This window comes from Streptomyces sp. NPDC050988 (assembly GCF_044456225.1).
Taxonomy (GTDB): Bacteria; Actinomycetota; Actinomycetes; order Streptomycetales; family Streptomycetaceae; genus Streptomyces.
In genome coordinates this window covers 14331-31367 of the sequence record NZ_JBITFQ010000044.1, presented here as the reverse complement: position 1 = coordinate 31367, position 17037 = coordinate 14331, and the positions used below count along the sequence as shown (strand labels likewise).

The following is a 17037-nucleotide window of genomic DNA, read 5'->3' as shown; positions in this document are numbered from 1 at the left end:
AGTGAGGATCGTGCGGGTCGTGGGGGCTGGTCGCGCAGTTCCCCGCGCCCCTTACGGGGCCCAGGCCTCCGCAAGCATCTTCCTTGTGTCCGCCAGTAGTTGGGGCAGTACCCGCGTGTGCCCGACCACCGGCATGAAGTTGGTGTCGCCGCCCCAGCGGGGCACGATGTGCTGGTGGAGGTGGGCGGCGATGCCGGCGCCGGCGACCGTGCCCTGGTTCATCCCGATGTTGAACCCGTGCGCACCGGAGGCGGCCCGCAACGCGGTCATCGCCTGCTTCGTCAGCTCGCCGAGCTCGGCGGTCTCCGCCACGGTCAGGTCGGTGTAGTCCGCCACGTGCCGGTAGGGCACGACCATCAGGTGCCCGCCGTTGTACGGGTACAGGTTGAGCACCGCGTAGACCTGCTCGCCACGCTTGATGACGAGCCCGTCCTCGTCGGACTTGGCCGGGATCGAGCAGAAGGGGCAGCCGTCGTCGGCCCCGGGACCGGTGGGCTTGTTCTCGCCCTGGATGTACGCCATCCGGTGGGGCGTCCACAGGCGCTGGAACGCGTCCTGTGTGCCGACTCCGATCTGCTGCTCCGGCTCACTCGTCATGTGGTGCAGCATATGGCTTCGCCCGTTCGCGGCGTGTCGCCGGGTACCACGTGAAAGGGCCCCCGGCCAAGCTGAGCCGACGGACGACGACAGCCGCACGACCCGCTGGGAACACCGCGTCGAGGTCCCGCTCGCCGTGGCCCCGATGCTGTTCCTCACCTCGTACGCGATCCATGTCCTCGCCCAAGGTCTGCCCGAGGCGTGGCGGGGCCTGTGTCTCGCGGTGGGCCTGATGGCCTGCGGGCTCGCGCTGCTCGGCGCGGGGACGGGTCGTTCTCGGCGTGGCTGCTGCAGGTCTTCTCGAGCGAGGACGAGCCCCGGGCAGCGGCCCCTGTGCGGGTCGATCGCCCCGCCGCGGCCCCCGTGAACCGCAAGAAACCCCCGGAGAGCTGAGCTCTCCAGGGGCCTCCGGGCGCCTTCAGGACCGTACGGCCGGGCGCTCGCGTACGGGGGCCGGGCCCGCGTCCGCGATCAGATCTGCACCCGCTCCTCGACCACCTTCGCGATCTTCGCGATGGCCTCGTCGAGCGGGATGCCGTTCTCCTGGGAGCCGTCGCGGTAGCGGAAGGAGACGGCGCCGTTGGCCATGTCCTCGTCGCCCGCGATGACCATGAAGGGGACCTTCTGCTTCTGGGCGTTGCGGATCTTCTTCTGCATACGGTCGGAGGACGAGTCGACCTCGACCCGCAGGCCCTGCTTCTTCGCGTCGGCGGCGAACTTCTGCAGGTAGTCCACGTGACCGTCGCCGATCGGGATGCCGACCGCCTGGACGGGTGCCAGCCATGCCGGGAACGCGCCCGCGTAGTGCTCGAGGAGGACCGCGAAGAAGCGCTCGATCGACCCGAACAGGGCTCGGTGGATCATCACCGGCCGCTGCTTGGTGCCGTCGGGGCCCGTGTACTCAAGGTCGAAGCGCTCTGGCAGGTTGAAGTCGAGCTGCACGGTCGACATCTGCCAGGTGCGGCCGATCGCGTCCTTGGTCTGGACGGAGATCTTCGGGCCGTAGAACGCGGCGCCGCCCGGGTCCGGGACCAGCGGGAGGCCCTGCTTCTCGGCCACCTGCCGCAGGGTCTCGGTGGCCTCCTCCCAGATCTCGTCGGAGCCGACGAACTTCTCCGGGTCCTTGGTGGACAGCTCCAGATAGAAGTCGGTCAGACCGTAGTCCCGCAGCAGGCCGAGGACGAAGGTGAGCGTCTTGTCGAGCTCCTCCGCCATCTGCTCCTTGGTGCAGTAGATGTGCGCGTCGTCCTGCGTGAAGCCCCGGGCACGGGTCAGACCGTGCACGACGCCCGACTTCTCGTACCGGTACACGGTCCCGAACTCGAAGAGGCGCAGCGGCAGTTCACGGTAGGAGCGGCCGCGCGCGTCGAAGATCAGGTTGTGCATGGGGCAGTTCATGGGCTTGAGGTAGTAGTCCACGCCCTCGTCGAGCTGCATGGGCGGGTACATGCCGTCGGCGTACCAGTCCAGGTGCCCGGACGTCTCGAAGAGCTTCCCCTTCGTCGCGTGCGGGGTGTAGACGAACTCGTAGCCCTCTTCCTCGTGACGGCGCCGCGAGTAGTCCTCCATGACCCGGCGGACGACGCCGCCCTTGGGGTGGAAGACGGCGAGGCCGGAGCCGATCTGCTCCGGGATGGAGAACAGGTCGAGCTCGCTGCCGAGCTTGCGGTGGTCGCGCTTCTCGGCCTCGGCGAGGAACTCCAGGTGCGCCTTCAGCTCGTCCTTCGACGGCCAGGCGGTGCCGTAGATGCGCTGGAGCATCGGGTTCTTCTCGCTGCCCCGCCAGTACGCGGCGGCGTTGCGCATCAGCTTGAACGCCGGGATGTTCCGGGTGGTCGGCAGGTGGGGACCGCGGCAGAGGTCCTTCCAGCACAGGTCACCGGTCTTGGCGTCGAGGTTGTCGTAGATGGTGAGTTCGCCGGCACCGACCTCGACGTCCGCGCCGTCGTCCGAGGAGGCCGAGCCCTTCAGCCCGATCAGCTCCAGCTTGTACGGCTCGTCCGCCAGTTCCTCACGCGCGGCCTCGTCGGTGACCACCCGACGGGAGAACCTCTGCCCCCGCTTCTGGATCTCCTGCATCTTCTTCTCGACGGCCTTGAGGTCCTCGGGCGTGAACGGCTTCTCCACGTCGAAGTCGTAGTAGAAGCCGTCCTTGACCGGCGGGCCGATGCCCAGCTTGGCCTCGGGGAACAGCTCCTGCACGGCCTGCGCCATGACGTGCGCGGTGGAGTGGCGCAGGATGTCGAGACCGTCCTCGGAGGAGATCTCCACGCTCTCGACGGTCTCGCCGTCCTTCACCTCGTACGCGAGGTCCTTGAGCTCGCCCGCCACGCGGGCCGCGACGATGGTGCGCTCACCGGCGAAGAGCTCGGCCGCCGTAGTGCCCGTCGTCACCACGCGCTCTTCCCGCTCGGAATCGCGTTGGATGATCACACGGACGTCTGACACCGGACTCTCCTGCCTGAAGGGAAACGCGCGCGGTCGTCTGGTGCACGCGTCATACAAGGGCGATCGTACCGAGCCCGGGGTGCCCCTCGCGAAACGGTTCCCTCTGCCCGGCCCTCCGCCCGTCCCGCGCGCGCCGCACGCCTCCGCGGGGAACCTCAGTCCCCGCTGCACGCCTCCTCGAAGAAGTCGAGGTTCTCCTGCAGCGACTTCATCAGCCGGTCCCGCTCCGCCTCGTCGACCTGCACGGGTGCCACTCCGGACGCCCCGGTCAGCCGCCGGAATCCGCCCCGGCTCTCCAGCCGCCCGTGCACCCGCACCGGCAGCCCGACCAGATGGGCGTGCCCCGCTATCCGGTACGCCTCCTCGTCGAGCGTCATCCGTACGTGCGGGACCTCGGCCCCGGCGATGACCCGCAGCCGTACGCTCCCGTCGCCGCGCGGCCCCGACCTGCGCATCCGCACCACGGCTCCGGTGATACGCACGGGCACGGAGGGTTCCTCGCGCAGATAGCGGGCGCCGGCCTCGCGGAGTGCGGGCAGGTCGCCGGGCGAGAACTCGACGGGCTCGGCGGGCGTCGCGCACCCTTCGGGCACACCGGCGGCGGGCGCCCACTCGACGGCGATCCGGGCGCCCTCGGTGCCGCGCACCAGGGACGCCAGCGCCTCGGTGAGCTCATGGCTGACGCCGGCCTCGACGGCCCCGTCGAAGGCGTCCATTCCGCCGGTCGCACGCTTGTAGTCGATGGCCTCGCGGGCCGCGTACAACGCCTGGTGGAGGCGGACGGCGAGCGGCCGGCCGGTGGCGACCGGCACGAAGGCGGTGAGCCGGCGGCCGCCGGGGGCGGCTCCGACGAGCACGTTCTCCAGGGACGTGGCCGCGGGCCTGCGGTGACGGGCGCCGTAGTAGCCGGCGCGCGCACGGGCGGCGAGGGCGCCCGCGAGGAGCATCTGGCGTGCCGCCGAACGCAATTGCTCCTCGACGGTCCACGGCGAGACGCCGACGGGACCCGTCGGTACATCGCGCCACCAGCGGATCTCGTCGCTGGGCACGGCGAGGCCGACCAGGACGTCACGGGCGGAGGGCGAGGCGCTGCGGGACAGCGCGACGAGGGCCTCGGCGAGGAGGTCCTCGCTGTCGGGGAAGGCCCGGCTCTCCGGTACCAGCAGGCTGGTGCCGGAGCCGCCGGGCCCTGGTGGGGTCCAGCGGCCGTACCGGCCGGGGGCTCCGCCGCGGCGCTGCCAGCCGTGCCGGTGCAGGAGCGCACCGAGGACGGCCGGGTCGACCTGGTCGGGCCGGGGTGGCTGGTCCCACAGGCCGGGTGTCTCGACGGGGTGGGGCCTGACGGGGCGTAGGGGCTCGTCGGTGGGGCGGTGCGTCACGGTCTGCCTCCCGTTCCGACCCGCGTCATGATCTCGCAGAGCGCTCGGTCGTCGAAGACGCGAGAGGTCGGAATCCGCACGGTGGTCCTGCGCCGGCCGGTGATCCGGTGTCCGGCGAGGTTGATCCAGTAGCAGCAGTGCCGCAGATCGAGGCGGTCGTGGCCGGCGCGCAGCCAGTCGTCCTGTGATCTGGGCACGAGCATCACGACCAGTATTTTGTGCACCGAGACCGGGGTGCGGGCCAGCTTCTCCAGGTGGGCGTTGTCGAGCGTGAAGGAGAAGGCGGGGCCCGCCGGGTTCGGCGGGATCTGGTACGTGCACTTGAGCTGCACCTTGATGGTGACTTCGTCGTCGACCGTGTGCCCGGGGGCGCTGTGGCTGACGTGCCAGTCGATGCCGTTGTCCGGAAACGGCTGGGACAGGGAACAGCCCGCGGCCGCCGCGACCGCGTGCAGATAACCGACCTGCAGTGTCTCCATGCACGCCGTGGTGGCCAGTGAGCCTCGATGCGGTGCCGTCCTGTGGGGCAGCAGCCCGCCCTGCTCGGGCTGCGCGAGCGCCATGTCCAACAGCCTTCCGAATCCGGTGAATCGCCGCTGCGGGCCGCTGAACTGCAAAGACCCGTACCTCTGTTGTCTCCTTCCGGCGTACGGCGCAAACAGCCCGGGTATCACAAAAAGGGCAGGGGACGGCGCGTCAACTGCCGAAGGTGAACGAGGAGTTGTGTGCGTATGACGTGCTGGTACGAGGGCCCCTTGACCGCGTTCGACACCGAGACGACGGGTGTGGACGTGGAGACCGACCGGATCGTGTCGGCCGCCGTCGTCGTCCAGGACGCTCCCGGAAGCCGCCCGCGTGTGCGCCGCTGGCTGGTGAATCCGGGAGTTCCGGTGCCCGAGGGGGCCACGGCGATACATGGGCTGACGGATGAGCATCTCCGGCTGAACGGCCGCTGGCCGTCGCCGGTGATGGACGAGATAGTCAGGGAACTGGCCGAACAGAGCGCGGCGGGCCGCCCGCTCGTGGTGATGAACGCGCCCTTCGATCTGACGCTCCTGGACCGGGAGTTGCGCAGGCACCGGGCGTCCTCCCTGGACCACTGGTTCGAGAGCGTGCCGATGCGCGTCCTCGACCCGCGGGTCCTCGACAAACACCTGGACCGCTACCGCAAGGGCCGCCGCACGCTCACGGACCTCTGCGCGCACTACGGCGTGGAGCTGACGGGAGCGCATGACGCGGCGGCCGACGCACTGGCCTCACTGGAGGTCGTACGGGCCGTCGGGCGCCGTTTCGCGACACGTCTTGAGCGGCTCTCGGCGGCCGAGCTGCACACGCTGCAGGCCGTCTGGCACGCGGCCCAGGCGCGCGGCCTCCAGGCCTGGTTCGCGCGCAGCGGCACGGAGGAGGCGGTCGATCCGGCGTGGCCGCTGCGCCCCGAACTGCCGGCGGCGGCCTGAGCCGTATCCCGTCGGCAGCGACACGAAAAAGCCGGTCCGTCTGTGACGGACCGGCCTTTCCCGGTGGGCGATACTGGGTTCGAACCAGTGACCTCTTCGGTGTGAACGAAGCGCTCTCCCACTGAGCTAATCGCCCGGGAACGCACTGAACAATACAGGTCTCCTCGCGTTTCCTTCAAACCGCTTCACGCTTCACGCGAAGGGGTGCCCCGGAGGTACGCGACCAGGCCCTTCCGCCCGGCCCGCATCATCAGCGCGTGGTTGGCGCGGAACGCGGGCCGTCCGGGCACGGCGAACCGTCTCAGCAGCGGCTTGGTCACCTGGACCTCCTGGTCGTAGCGCGCGCGGGTGCCGGTCCCGTCGGTGGCGAGGGTCCACCGCGCCCAGCCGTCCACGTCGCCGGTCATCGCGATCTCCAGGACCCCGGCCGCCTGGTCGCGGCGCACCTCGCGGCCGGTGAACACCAGGTCGTACGGCAGCACCGAGCGGATGCGGACGACGCCACTGATCGCGTCGAGGGGTGTCACCTCGCGCACCTGCGGCCACCAGCGCGGATAGCGTTCGGCGTCGGCCAGCGCCTCGTAGACCTCGCCGGGCGGGGCGGCGAGACTCCACAGGCTGCGGAAGCGGTAGTGCGTCCAGTCCATGTGCCGAGTCTGCCGGTCGGCGGCCCGGCCCGGGCAGAACCGGCACGTCCGCACCCCGGGGTGTCCGGATCTGAGTACGTCCTGAGTACGTGCGCTCATGCCGTACGGCGTGACCCGGACCACACTCCGAAGCATGACGAACATTCCGCCACCGGCCGAGGAGTTGCGGATCCTCGACCACGAGCTGCGGCAACTGGACGCGCGCCGGGCCCAACTGCTGGCCCGGCGGTCGTGGCTGCTCGGTGTGCTCCGGTCTGCCAAGACACCGGCCCCGGCCTGGGGCCCGGCCCAGGCATCGACGCAGACCCCGGCCGGCTGGCCGGCACCTGCACCCCACCTCCGGCAGCCGGAGACCACGGCGCCCGGTGTGCAGAACATGCTGCTCGTGCTCGGCGGCGTTCTGCTGACCGTCGCGGCGATCGCGTTCACGCTGGTCAGCTGGGGGCAGTTGGGCATCGCGGGCCGGGCGGCGGTCCTCGGCGCGGTCACCTTCGCCGCGCTCGCCGCACCCGTGCCGCTGCTGAAGCGCGGGCTCCGCTCGACGGCCGAGTCGGTGGCGGGCCTGGGCCTGGTGCTGACGGTGCTCGACGCCTACGCCCTGCACGAGGTCGCCCTCCCGGAGGTGGACGGCACCGGGTACACGGCCGCCGCGACGGCGCTCCTGGCCGTGCTGTGGACGGCGTACGGGCGCTCGCTCGGCGCCCTGCGTCTGCCGCTCCCGGCGGCGATGGCGACGGCCCAACTCCCGCTGCTGCTCTGGGTCGTGGCGGCCGGTGCGGGTCATCACACGATCACGGCGGCGCTGCTGGTGACGGCAGCGTTCGACACGGTCGTGGCCCTCTCGGTGTCCATGCGGTCCGTACGTGTCGTCGCCGCCGTCGGCGCGTACGGGACGGGCACCTGGGGCCTTCTGGCGGCCGGCTGGCTCTCGTGGGAGGCCACCGGTCCGAGCGCCGCCACCCGTGCGGCGGCGCTCCTCGCCCTCGCCGCGGCGATCGCGCTGGGGGCCGCGTGGCGTGCCCCCACCGCGCAGGCCGCCCCCGGTCTCGCGTCGACCGGCGGCCTGATCACCGTCGCCGCGGCGGGCGGCGTGCTCCGCTCGGTGCTGCCCGACGCCTGGACGGTTCCGGGCCATCTGCTGTGCGGCGTCGCGTTGTTGGCCGTACGCGGCTCCTGGCTGCCGGAGTCCGTACGCCGTGGCCTGCGGTGGTCCTCCGCGGGTGTGCAGGCCCTCGCCGTGGCATGGGCCCTGCCCCTCGTCACCGTGGTCCTCGTGGGCCCGGTCGGCTGGGCGGAAAGCGTGTGGTCCGGTGCGCCTTCCGACGCCCGGGACGCGGTGACGGTCTCCACACCCTGGCCGTCGGACACGGAGACGGCTCCGCTGGTGCTGGCCGCGGTCGCGGCGGTCCTGGCCCTGACGTTCCGGGGCGGGCCGCGCCGATCCGTCGCCCTGAGCGGTGCGCTCGGGCTGGCCTGGGCCGCGGTCCTCGTACTGCCCGCCACTCTCGAACTCCCTTACCTGGCAGGCCTGCTGGCGCTGGGCGTGACCACTGCCGCCACCTTGACGGCGGCGGCGTACAGCCATCACGCACGCCCGACCGACGACGGGCCCGCACACCCAACCGTTCCTTCGGCTCGCCCCCGCCCCTCCCCCATCACCCTGACCACCCTCGGTCTGGCGCTCCTCACCTCTCTCCACCTCGTCGCGCTCTCCCTCGCCGCCGAGGCCGCCACGCTCGCCGTCCTCGGAGGCCTGACCGCCCTGTTCGCGGCGGTCGCCGTCCGGCAGAAGCACGAGATCCGGGCCGTCTCGGCCGCCGCGTCCCTCGCGTACGCCGCAGCGCTGGCCTGCGCCACGGGCGCGTCGCTGGACTGGCAGCCGCACCACATCGCGCTGCTCGTGCTGGTGGTGCCGGCGACGGCCGCGCTCCTCGCGGCCCGGCTCAAGGACGCGACGCCGACGCTGTCCGTCGAGATCACGGGAGCCGTCGCCGCGCTGGTGGCGATCGACCTCGCGTTCATGGAACCGCCGGTGCTCGCCCTCGTGCTGGCCCTGTGCGGCGTGATCGCCGCGGGCACTGCGGTCCGGCCGGACCGCAGGCAGGTCGGCTACGCGGCGGCGGCCCTGTTCGTGCTGGCCACCTGGGTCCGGCTGGCGTCCTGGGAGGTCGGCTCGCCCGAGGCGTACACCCTGCCGGTGACCGTGCCCGCACTGGTCGTCGGGTTCGTCCGCCGGAGGCGGGACCCGGGGACCTCGTCCTGGACGGCGTACGGGCCCGGCCTGTCGGTGACCCTGCTGCCGAGCCTTCTCGCCGCATGGGGCGACCTCGACTGGCCGCGCCCGCTCCTGCTCGGCACGGCGGCACTCCTAGTCACCCTCGTCGGCGCCCGGCAACGCCTCCAGGCCCTGCTCGTCCTCGGCGGCGGCACACTGACCCTGGTCGCCCTCCACGAACTGGCCCCGTACATCGCCCAGGCCATGGGCGCGGTACCGCGCTGGGTACCTCCGGCCCTGGCGGGCCTCCTGCTCCTCGCCCTGGGAGCGACATACGAACAGCGCCTACGAGACGCCCGCCGAGTCCGAGAGGTCCTGGGAAGGATGCGCTGAAGGGCGCGCCCCGTCAGGGGCGCCCCTTCAGGGGCGCGGGGAACTGCGCGATCAACCACAACGAACCCGCAGACAAACCCCACGCCCCCCAGTGGAACGTCACGGCATCTTGTCGCCCACCAACGCCAGATTCTGGATCGCCGCCAACCCGTACAACGCCGTCGTGTTCGTCGAGACCCACGACGCCTCACTGCCCGAGACCAAGCCGGTCGGCCCGTCGACCTCCTTCGTGGACCAGTCCGTCGACTCCTTGTAGTCCCACGTGTCGGCGCTGTTGTAGAACTGCCGCCACGCCCGCGCGGCCAGCGCGTCGTCGCCCAACTGGACGGCGGCGTACGCATCTTGGCGCGCGTGCCCCTGGAAGAGCAGCAGGGAGCCGAAGTCGGAGCCGTAGCGGGCCTTCTGCTCGGCCTTGGTGGCGTTGAAGTAGCGGCAGTAGTCGAGCCACGCCTCCTTGAACTTCGGCATGTCGATCTGGTCGAGCAGTTCGGCGTTCAGCTCGACCAGGCCGAACATCGCCGAGAGGTGCGAGACGCCGACGACGGCCTTGTCCGCAACGGCGAACTTCCCGGTGTCCAGGTCGTACAGCGCGCTGCCCTGGACGAACCCGTTGGGCTGGGCGGCGATGGTCTCCATCGTCGACAGGACCCGCGCCTTCGCCTTCTCCCACTTGGGCCCGCGCCGCTCCCACTCGGTGAGCCAGGCGGAGACCAGACCGCTCCAGTCGGTGCCGAAGCCGATCGAGAGCGCGTTGCGGTCCGGCTCGTACGGCTCGGTGCGGATCTTGCGGATGGGGTCGAGGACGAGGAACGTCTCGTCGGAGTCGACGTTGGCGTGCATGAGGTCGCCGACGCGTTCGTCCGCGGTGAGGAAGTAGTAGTAGCGCCGGTAGGTGGTGTTGGCGATGCGCTGTTGCTTGGCGCTGTCGGCGTAGTGCTGGACGCCGTGGCGGGTGCCGAGGCCCGCCCACTTCCCCAAGTGATACACATCGACCTCGCCGGTGTGCCGGGTCATGGCCTCCGCGAAGCGGAAGATGTCCGCGCGCCCGGAGCGCATGTAGGCGAACCAGAGCCACAGGTCGGGCGAGAGCTCGGAGTTGTCCCAGGCGTAGCCGCCGACGTCGTAGCACCACTGGTGCCGGCTCGGGTCGTACGAGTGCATGATGTCGCCGTAGTCCCAGAAGCCGTACCAACGCCGCATCTCCACCTGGTCCTTGTAGTAGGTGAAGAGGAAGTCGAGGTGGTCCTCGATCTTCGCCTTGGCGGCGGTGGAGCGGTCCGGCTCCGAGAACAGCTTCCCGAACACGCCCGCTTTGATGAGGTGTTGGGGCGGGGCGGCGAGCTGCGCCGGGGTGCGGACCGCGTCCACCTGCGCGGCCATCGCCTCGGCGCTCGGCGTCGACTCGTGGGCCCAGAAGAGGAGTTCGCTGGTGCGGGCGATGCCGTAGGGAGTGCCGAACTCCGGCTCGTAGTCCTCGTAGGTGATGTTGAGGCCTTCGAGCTGTTCGGGGTACGTGTCCTGGCCCATGCCGTCGTGGTAGAAGCGCAGGTCCATGGGCTGTGCCTCGGGAGACCAGAGCCACATGGTGACCTCGGCCTCGTCGGTCTGGGCGTCGCGGATGTCGAGCTGGGCCGGGAACTTCTCCCAGAAGTCCCGCAGCCCGAAGGCGAGTCCGCCGCTCGCGCCGCCGACGTACCCGAAGCCGCTCGCCCGCCGGCCACCGCCCGCGCCGATCCAGCCGTGGCCCTTCTTGGTGCGTTTGCGGACCGAGAAGCCGTCCGCCGACAACTGAGAGAGGGTGTAGTCGCCCCACTCGGGGATGTACTGGAGGCGGGTGGTCACCCGCTGGTCCCAGGTCGACGGGTCGGGCAGCTTCTTGCCCTCGAACTGGGCGGTGCGTACGGCCGCGCCCGGGTCCCGGCGCAGACCGGTGACGCCCTTGACGGCCTCGCGCAGCAGACCGGTGCCCTCGCCGCCGATGCGAATGTGCCGGTCGTACGCGGCGTCGCGCATCGGCACCTTGAACCGGACGCCGATACCACGGATGAAGTCGCCGCTGGCCTTGCCGGGCTCCTGGGTGCCGTCGAAGGTGATCGTGTGCACCATGCGGAACGACTCGGCGCCCGCGTAGAAGTAGAGCCGGACCGAGAAGGGCAGCCAACTCCGGCTGCCCTTGCGGTGCTTGCCGTCGATACGGACGACGGCACGGATAGGCCCGTCCTGTTCGACCTCCACCTCCGCGATGGCGCTCTCGAACCGCTCGTACTTCTCCGCGCCCTGGTCGCCGTCCTCGATCTCGGGCTGCCGCAGCAGCACGAGACGGCCGTCCCTGGCGATCTCGGTCGAGCCGCGCAGTACGGACTTCACCAGCGTGGAGCCGCTCTTGCCGATCTTCGCGGTGATGACACCGGTCGACACGTCGATGGTGCCGCCGCGCTTGTCGACGGTCACCTTCTTCGCGGGCGCGGCGGGCGACCCCGCGGCGAGCGTGAGCTTGCCGCTCCCCGCCCCCGGCCCGACCGCGTGGGCCGTCCACTTCAGCGAGCCGTCCGGCCAGTAGCCGATCGGCCAGGACTGGACGGGCACCTCCTTGCCGTCGCCGTCGGTCAGCGCGAACGTCTGCTCCTTCTCGTACGCGCCCTTCGGCCAGGGCACGCCCACGGTCGAGCCGGGGGCGGCGCCGAGGCCGCCGTCCTCCAGCCAGTCCAGGGTCACCGGGTCCGCGTCGGCGGCCTCGGCTCTCGGCGCGGCCTGCGCGTCCTGCGCGCCGAGGGCCCAGCTGAACTGGGCGGCGGCTCCGGCGACGGCGGCTGCCTTGAGGAGGGACCTGCGGGGGATGGGAGACATGAGATCCAGCCTTTCCTTTCCGTGCGGGGAAGTAAGGGAAGTCAGGGGCATGACAGGGAGAGGCGCGGCGCCGGACGCCGACCTGGTGTGCGCGTGATGGGTGTTGTTGGACGATCGCTCAGCGGTGCCGACCGCGCTCCTCCACGGCGAGCGCCGCCGCCGCGACGGCCCCCAGCACGGGGACCGCCAGCGGCAGGACGAACCAGGCAGAGCAGGCCACCACGGCCACCCCACCGACCAACAGGAACGATCCGGCGGGGTCGAGGACGGTACGGCGACCAGCGGCCCCGAGCAGCTCCCGCCAGGACGCACCGGGCTCCCAGACCGCCGCCGCGCGCAGCCCGGCGACGACCAGCCCGATCAGGGCGAACAGTCCGACGGCCCCGACGACCGGACCGCCCGGGATCCCGGCACGCACGGCCTGGACATCCACCCACACCGCGAGGGCCGCGGCCCACCCGGCGAGTCCCGCGATCCACCCGCCGCGCAGGGCGGACCGGTAGTCCGCGACGAACTCCCGCCAGCCGCCGCCCAGATGGGCCGTACGTCGTCGAAGATGCCGGGACCCGGCGGCGAACGCGGCGGGATACGTGACCACCGGCAGCGAGGCCACCGCGATCCACACCCCGGTGAGCAGACACTCGGCGAACAGCGCGAACCGCTCGGCGAAGGCCGATTCACGCCTGGGCGCGCCGGCCGTACGGTCCTTCGTGCGCGTCTGGGTCATGAGCGGCTCAGCCCTTCAGCCCGGAGGTCGCCATACCGTCGATCAGGTACCGCTGGAAGGCGAGGAAGAAGGCCAGCACGGGCAGCAGCGCCACCAGCGACATGGCGATCATGCCGCCGTAGTTGGCGACGCCCTCCTGGTCGCGGAACATCATCATGCCCAGCGAGACGGTGTACTTGCCGGGCTCGTTGAGGTAGATCAGCGGGCCCATGAAGTCGTTCCAGGCGTTGATGAAGGTGAAGATCGCGCTGGTGATGAGCGCCGGACGGCAGAGCGGCAGCACGATCGACCAGTAGATCCGCAGATGCCCGCAGCCGTCGAGCCGCGCCGCCTCGTCCAGTTCCTTCGGCAGGTTCCGCATGAACTGCACCATGAGGAAGACGAAGAACGCCTCGGTGGCCAGGTACTTGCCGATCAGCAGCGGTACATAGGTGTTGATGAGCTCCATCTTCTGGAACATCACGTACTGCGGGATGAGCAGCACGTGGTACGGCAGCAGCAGTGTGCCGATCATCAGCGAGAACATCAGATTGCGCCCGGCGAACCGGATACGGGCGAAGGCGTACGCCGTCAGCGAGCAGGAGATCAGGATGCCGACGACGGAACCGAGCGCGTAGAAGAGGGAGTTCTCGAAGAACGTGGCGATCGAGATGTCCGCGATGCCGTCGGCCAGCCCCTTGAAGTTCTGGAGGATCGGGCTGGTCGGGAAGAGCTCCAGGCTGCCGATGATCTCCCGGCTGGGCTTGAACGAGGCGCCGAGGACCCAGACGACGGGGTAGAGGACGACCGCGAGGACCAGCAGGGCGCCCAGATGCCAGGCGAGCGACCCGGTCCCCTTTCGTCCGAGGTCCAGCGACTTGCGCGGGGTGGCCGGGGCCGGAGTCGTGGTGGGGGTCGTGGTGGTGCTCATCGGGAGGCCTCCTCGTAGTGCACCCACCGTTTCTGGGACCAGAAGAGGACCGCCGTCACCAGCGCCACGGCGAGCAGCAGCATCCAGGCCATCGCGGAGGCGAAGCCCATCTGGGCCTCCTTGAAGCCCTTCTGGTACAGGTAGCAGGTGTAGACGAGCGTGGAGTCGGCCGGTCCGCAGGTGGCGTTGGAGACGACGTACGCCGAGCCGAAGATCTGGAAGGAGTGGATGGTCTCCAGCAGAACGTTGAAGAACAGGACCGGCGAGATCATCGGCAGGGTGATGCTCCAGAACCGCTTGAACGGCCCGGCACCGTCCACCTCGGCAGCCTCGTACAGCTCCTTGGGCACCTGCTTGAGCCCGGCGAGGAAGATCACCATGGGCGCCCCGAACTGCCAGACGGTGAGCGCCACCAGGCTGTAGAGCACCCAGTCCGGGTTTCCGACCCACCCGCCGACGTCCCAGCCGAAGAACGACTGCGTACGGTCCACGACGGCGTCGTCGGAGAACAGCGCCCGCCACACGAAGCCGACGGACACGCTCGCGCCGATCAGCGACGGGGCGTAGAACGCGGCGCGGTAGAAGGCCTGCCCGCGCCGGCTCTGCGCGAGCAGCAGGGCGACGCCCAGCGCGAGCAGCAGCTTCAGCGGGGTGCCGATGACGACGTACTTCGCCGTCACCTCCACCGACTTCTGCCAGCGCGGATCGTCGAGCATCTTGGTGAAGTTGTCGAGGCCGATCCACTTCGGGGAGTCGAAGAGGTTGTAGTCGGTGAACGCGAAATAGAGCGAGGCGGCCATCGGCCCCGCGGTCAGCAGCAGAAAGCCCGCGATCCACGGGGACATGAAGAGGTAGCCGGCCAGATTCTCCCGGCGGCCCCGCCGCTTGACGGCGGCGGGGCGACCGGGACGCTTCTCCGGAGCATCCGGCGGAGAGTCCTTGATGAGCGTCGTCACTGCTGTTCCCATCAGGCGGCGAGCGCGGTCTCGGCCTCGGAGAAGAACTGCTTCACCGCGTCGGAGACCTTGGTCTTGCCCTGGGACAGGTCACCGGCGATGCGCAGGAAGGCCGCCTCCACGGTGTCGGCGCCCGACGGATGCGGGGTGATGGTCCCGAGGACCCCGGCCGCGGCGACGTCCTCCTCGTACTTGGCAATCGCCTGGTTCGGGGCGTCGCTCGGCTTGTACGCGTCGAACTGCTCGGTGGTGGCGAGGATGCCGCGGTCGTAGCCCATGATCTTGCCGACCTCGGGGTCGTGCACCATGAAGTCGATGAACTGCGCGACCTCCTTGGGGTGCTTGGTCCTGGCGGAGCCGCTCAGCATGAGCGAGGAGAGGTACTGGCCGGTCTGCTTGCCGTCGGTGGTCGGGATCGGCGCGAGCCCGTACGTGCTGTCGCCCTCGGTGGTGTAGCGCACGGTGAAGTTGTCCCAGGTGAACTCGGACGCCGCGTCGCCGGAGGCCAGGGAGGACTTGGGCTTGTTCTGCTCGACCTTCTTCGGGTCGGTGATGATCCCCGCCTTGACGCGGTTGTAGCCGTCCTGCCACCACTCCGTCAGGTCGGCCTCGTCGAAGCCGAGACTGTCCTCCGTGAAGAACGCCTTGCCGTTCTGCCGCAGATAGAGGTCGTAGAGGTACATGATCCCGAAGTAGCCGGTGTCCCCCGCCACCTTCTGGCTGTCGTGGATCTTCTTGAGGGCGGCGAAGTACTCGTCCCAGGTCCACCCTTCCTCGGGCTTGATCCCGGCCTTCTCGAAGACCTTCTCGTCAAGGACGAGTGACATCGTGTTGGAACCGACGGGTATTCCGAGCAGCTTTCCGTCCACCTCGCCGACCTTCTCGACTCCGGCGCGGAAGTTCTTGAGGCTCAGGTTTCCCGCGTCCACTTGGGACTTGAGATCGAGGAGAACACTTCTCTTGTCGTACTTCCGCAGATATGCCACCGCGTTCTGGAATACGTCCGGTGGATTACCGCCCGCGGCCTGGGTCTGGAACTTCTCCCAAAAGGCCACGTAATCCTGGAAGTCCGTCTTCACCTTGATCTTCGGGTACTTCTTCTCGAAGAGCGCGATGGTCTGGTTGATGCGCTTGGCCCGCTCCTCCGCGCCCCACCAGGCGAAGCGGATCTCGACGGTTCCGTCCCCGGATCCGCCGCTGTCTCCCCCGCAGGCCGTCGTGGTGGCCAGCCCCAGCGTGGCCAGCGACGCTCCGGCCGCCTTGAGGACCGTCCGCCTCTCAACACTCCCGTTTTCTCCCACAGTCGGGCCTCCCCGCGACGTAGCCGTCCGCTCCATGAATCGTTTCAAGTAAGCGCTTGCTGGCACAAGTTACGGAGGGTCTTGGCGGGCGTCAATGATTCGGACAGGAATCGGTGTCAACGGGGTCGCTCGCGCGACGGCGTGAACTGGGGGGATGCGGCGGGGCGTTGGGCGGGAGTGGTGGGTGAGCGTGCAGGTGGGGTGGGGTTGGTCGGGTGGTCGATCGGGGTTTGACGGGGTGGACTCGGGAGGGGGCGGGGTGAAGGTTGGGGGTGGAGGGGGGAGTTGGTGGGGGTGGGTGCCGGGGGTGGCTATGGGGGTGGTTGGGGACCTGCGGGGGGGGCGTGCTTATGGCGGGGCGTTCGGGAGGCTGGTGGGGGTGGGTGCCGCGGGCCGGCGATGGAGGTGGTTGGGGACCTGCGGGAGGGGCGTGCTTATGGCGGGGCGTTCGGGAGGCTGGTGGGGGTGGCTGTTGTTTGCGTGTGCCGGGGGCTTGAGCAGGCATGTTGTTCAGGTGGGGGATGCCTGGGGGCCGCCTGGGGTCGCCCGGGGGTCGCCTGTGTGGGCTTTTGGGTGCCGGTTCGTTGTGGCTGGTCGCGCAGTTCCCCGCGCCCCTGATGGGGCTTGGCGTTGGGCGGGGTGTCAGGAAAGGCGACCGTGTGCGTGTGGGGTGGTGGAGCGCCTTGGGTTGGTGCGCCCAGGGGGAGTTCACGGTGGTTGGGGCGTGGGGAGCGTGGTCGGGCGTCCACTGCGCCCGGGAGTACTGGACAGGCATCCGCTTCAGGGGACCTCGGTCGGGCGGCCGATCCGCGGAAACATGACCTGGTGCCTCCCCCAACGGGGTCCAGATCCGGCACCCACCGCTTGAAACCGCAGGTCGGCGCCCTCGCCGGGGAGCCGAGGCCGGCACCCGCTCCGGGAGACCGGAGCCCGACGTCCGCTCACCATAATCACGGCCGAGCGCTCTTTTCGGAGGCCTGGGTCGACATCCGCTTCGGAAGCCCCGGCCCAGTCTCCGCTGCCCAGAACCTCAGCCGGACGTCCGCTTCGAGCGGCCCGGTCCGGCATCCACTCCACGAAGCCCGGGCCCAGCGCCCGCTGCCCAGAACCACCACCGGGCATCCGCCCCGAGCAGCCCCGATCCAGCGTCCACTCCACAA

At 70.1% G+C, this 17037-nt stretch carries 12 protein-coding genes and 1 tRNA gene; 2 read left to right on the top strand and 11 right to left on the bottom strand.

Features of this window, described 5'->3' with window-relative positions; genetic code table 11:
• Nucleotides 1–51: 51 nt before the first annotated feature.
• The 4 genes from ACIBEI_RS46170 to ACIBEI_RS46155 form a co-directional block, all read right to left on the bottom strand.
• Nucleotides 52–609: an HIT family protein gene (locus ACIBEI_RS46170; RefSeq protein WP_398897196.1), complete on the bottom strand. Its 558-nt coding sequence runs from the start codon at nucleotides 607–609 to the stop codon at nucleotides 52–54.
• A gap of 459 nt (nucleotides 610–1068) precedes the next feature.
• Nucleotides 1069–3045: a threonine--tRNA ligase gene (thrS, locus tag ACIBEI_RS46165; RefSeq protein WP_398897195.1), complete on the bottom strand. Its 1977-nt coding sequence runs from the start codon at nucleotides 3043–3045 to the stop codon at nucleotides 1069–1071.
• 155 nt (nucleotides 3046–3200) lie between these two features.
• Entirely contained in the window at nucleotides 3201–4424 is a 1224-nt protein-coding gene (locus tag ACIBEI_RS46160; protein WP_398897194.1) for a hypothetical protein, read from the bottom strand.
• Nucleotides 4421–4987 carry a DUF4365 domain-containing protein gene (locus ACIBEI_RS46155; protein ID WP_398897193.1) on the bottom strand — a complete coding sequence of 189 codons (567 nt, stop codon included), beginning with the start codon at nucleotides 4985–4987 and terminating at the stop codon, nucleotides 4421–4423. The genes ACIBEI_RS46160 and ACIBEI_RS46155 overlap by 4 nt, the downstream gene beginning before the upstream one ends.
• A 168-nt stretch (nucleotides 4988–5155) precedes the next feature.
• Between ACIBEI_RS46155 and ACIBEI_RS46150 the strand changes: the two genes are divergently transcribed.
• Nucleotides 5156–5881 carry a 3'-5' exonuclease gene (locus ACIBEI_RS46150; protein WP_398897192.1) on the top strand — a complete coding sequence of 242 codons (726 nt, stop codon included), beginning with the start codon at nucleotides 5156–5158 and terminating at the stop codon, nucleotides 5879–5881.
• Nucleotides 5882–5945: 64 nt separating this feature from the next.
• Here ACIBEI_RS46150 and ACIBEI_RS46145 read toward each other — a convergent pair.
• Together ACIBEI_RS46145 and ACIBEI_RS46140 are read right to left on the bottom strand one after the other, a co-directional pair.
• Nucleotides 5946–6017, bottom strand: a tRNA-Val gene (locus ACIBEI_RS46145).
• Between the two features lie 49 nt (nucleotides 6018–6066).
• A complete protein-coding gene (locus tag ACIBEI_RS46140; protein ID WP_398897245.1) occupies nucleotides 6067–6528 on the bottom strand; it encodes an SRPBCC family protein in 462 nt (153 codons plus the stop codon).
• 97 nt (nucleotides 6529–6625) lie between these two features.
• Here ACIBEI_RS46140 and ACIBEI_RS46135 point away from each other — a divergent pair, with 97 nt between their 5' ends.
• Entirely contained in the window at nucleotides 6626–9136 is a 2511-nt protein-coding gene (locus ACIBEI_RS46135) for an SCO7613 C-terminal domain-containing membrane protein (protein WP_398897191.1), read from the top strand.
• Between the two features lie 99 nt (nucleotides 9137–9235).
• Here the strand turns inward: ACIBEI_RS46135 and ACIBEI_RS46130 are convergent, their stop codons facing one another.
• The 5 genes from ACIBEI_RS46130 to ACIBEI_RS46110 form a co-directional block, all read right to left on the bottom strand.
• Nucleotides 9236–11983 (bottom strand): Tat pathway signal sequence domain protein, encoded by a 2748-nt coding sequence (locus ACIBEI_RS46130; RefSeq protein ID WP_398897190.1) that lies wholly within the window; start codon nucleotides 11981–11983, stop codon nucleotides 9236–9238.
• A 118-nt stretch (nucleotides 11984–12101) separates the two neighbouring features.
• Nucleotides 12102–12710, bottom strand: a complete 609-nt coding sequence (locus ACIBEI_RS46125) for a hypothetical protein (RefSeq protein ID WP_398897188.1) — start codon at nucleotides 12708–12710, stop codon at nucleotides 12102–12104.
• Nucleotides 12711–12717: 7 nt separating this feature from the next.
• On the bottom strand, nucleotides 12718–13620 hold the full coding sequence (locus ACIBEI_RS46120) for a carbohydrate ABC transporter permease (protein ID WP_398897186.1): 903 nt from the start codon (nucleotides 13618–13620) through the stop codon (nucleotides 12718–12720).
• Nucleotides 13617–14588 (bottom strand): carbohydrate ABC transporter permease, encoded by a 972-nt coding sequence (locus ACIBEI_RS46115; RefSeq protein WP_398897184.1) that lies wholly within the window; start codon nucleotides 14586–14588, stop codon nucleotides 13617–13619. Before ACIBEI_RS46115 ends, ACIBEI_RS46120 begins: the two co-directional genes overlap by 4 nt.
• Nucleotides 14588–15913, bottom strand: a complete 1326-nt coding sequence (locus ACIBEI_RS46110; RefSeq protein ID WP_398897183.1) for an ABC transporter substrate-binding protein — start codon at nucleotides 15911–15913, stop codon at nucleotides 14588–14590. Before ACIBEI_RS46110 ends, ACIBEI_RS46115 begins: the two co-directional genes overlap by 1 nt.
• Nucleotides 15914–17037: the final 1124 nt, after the last annotated feature.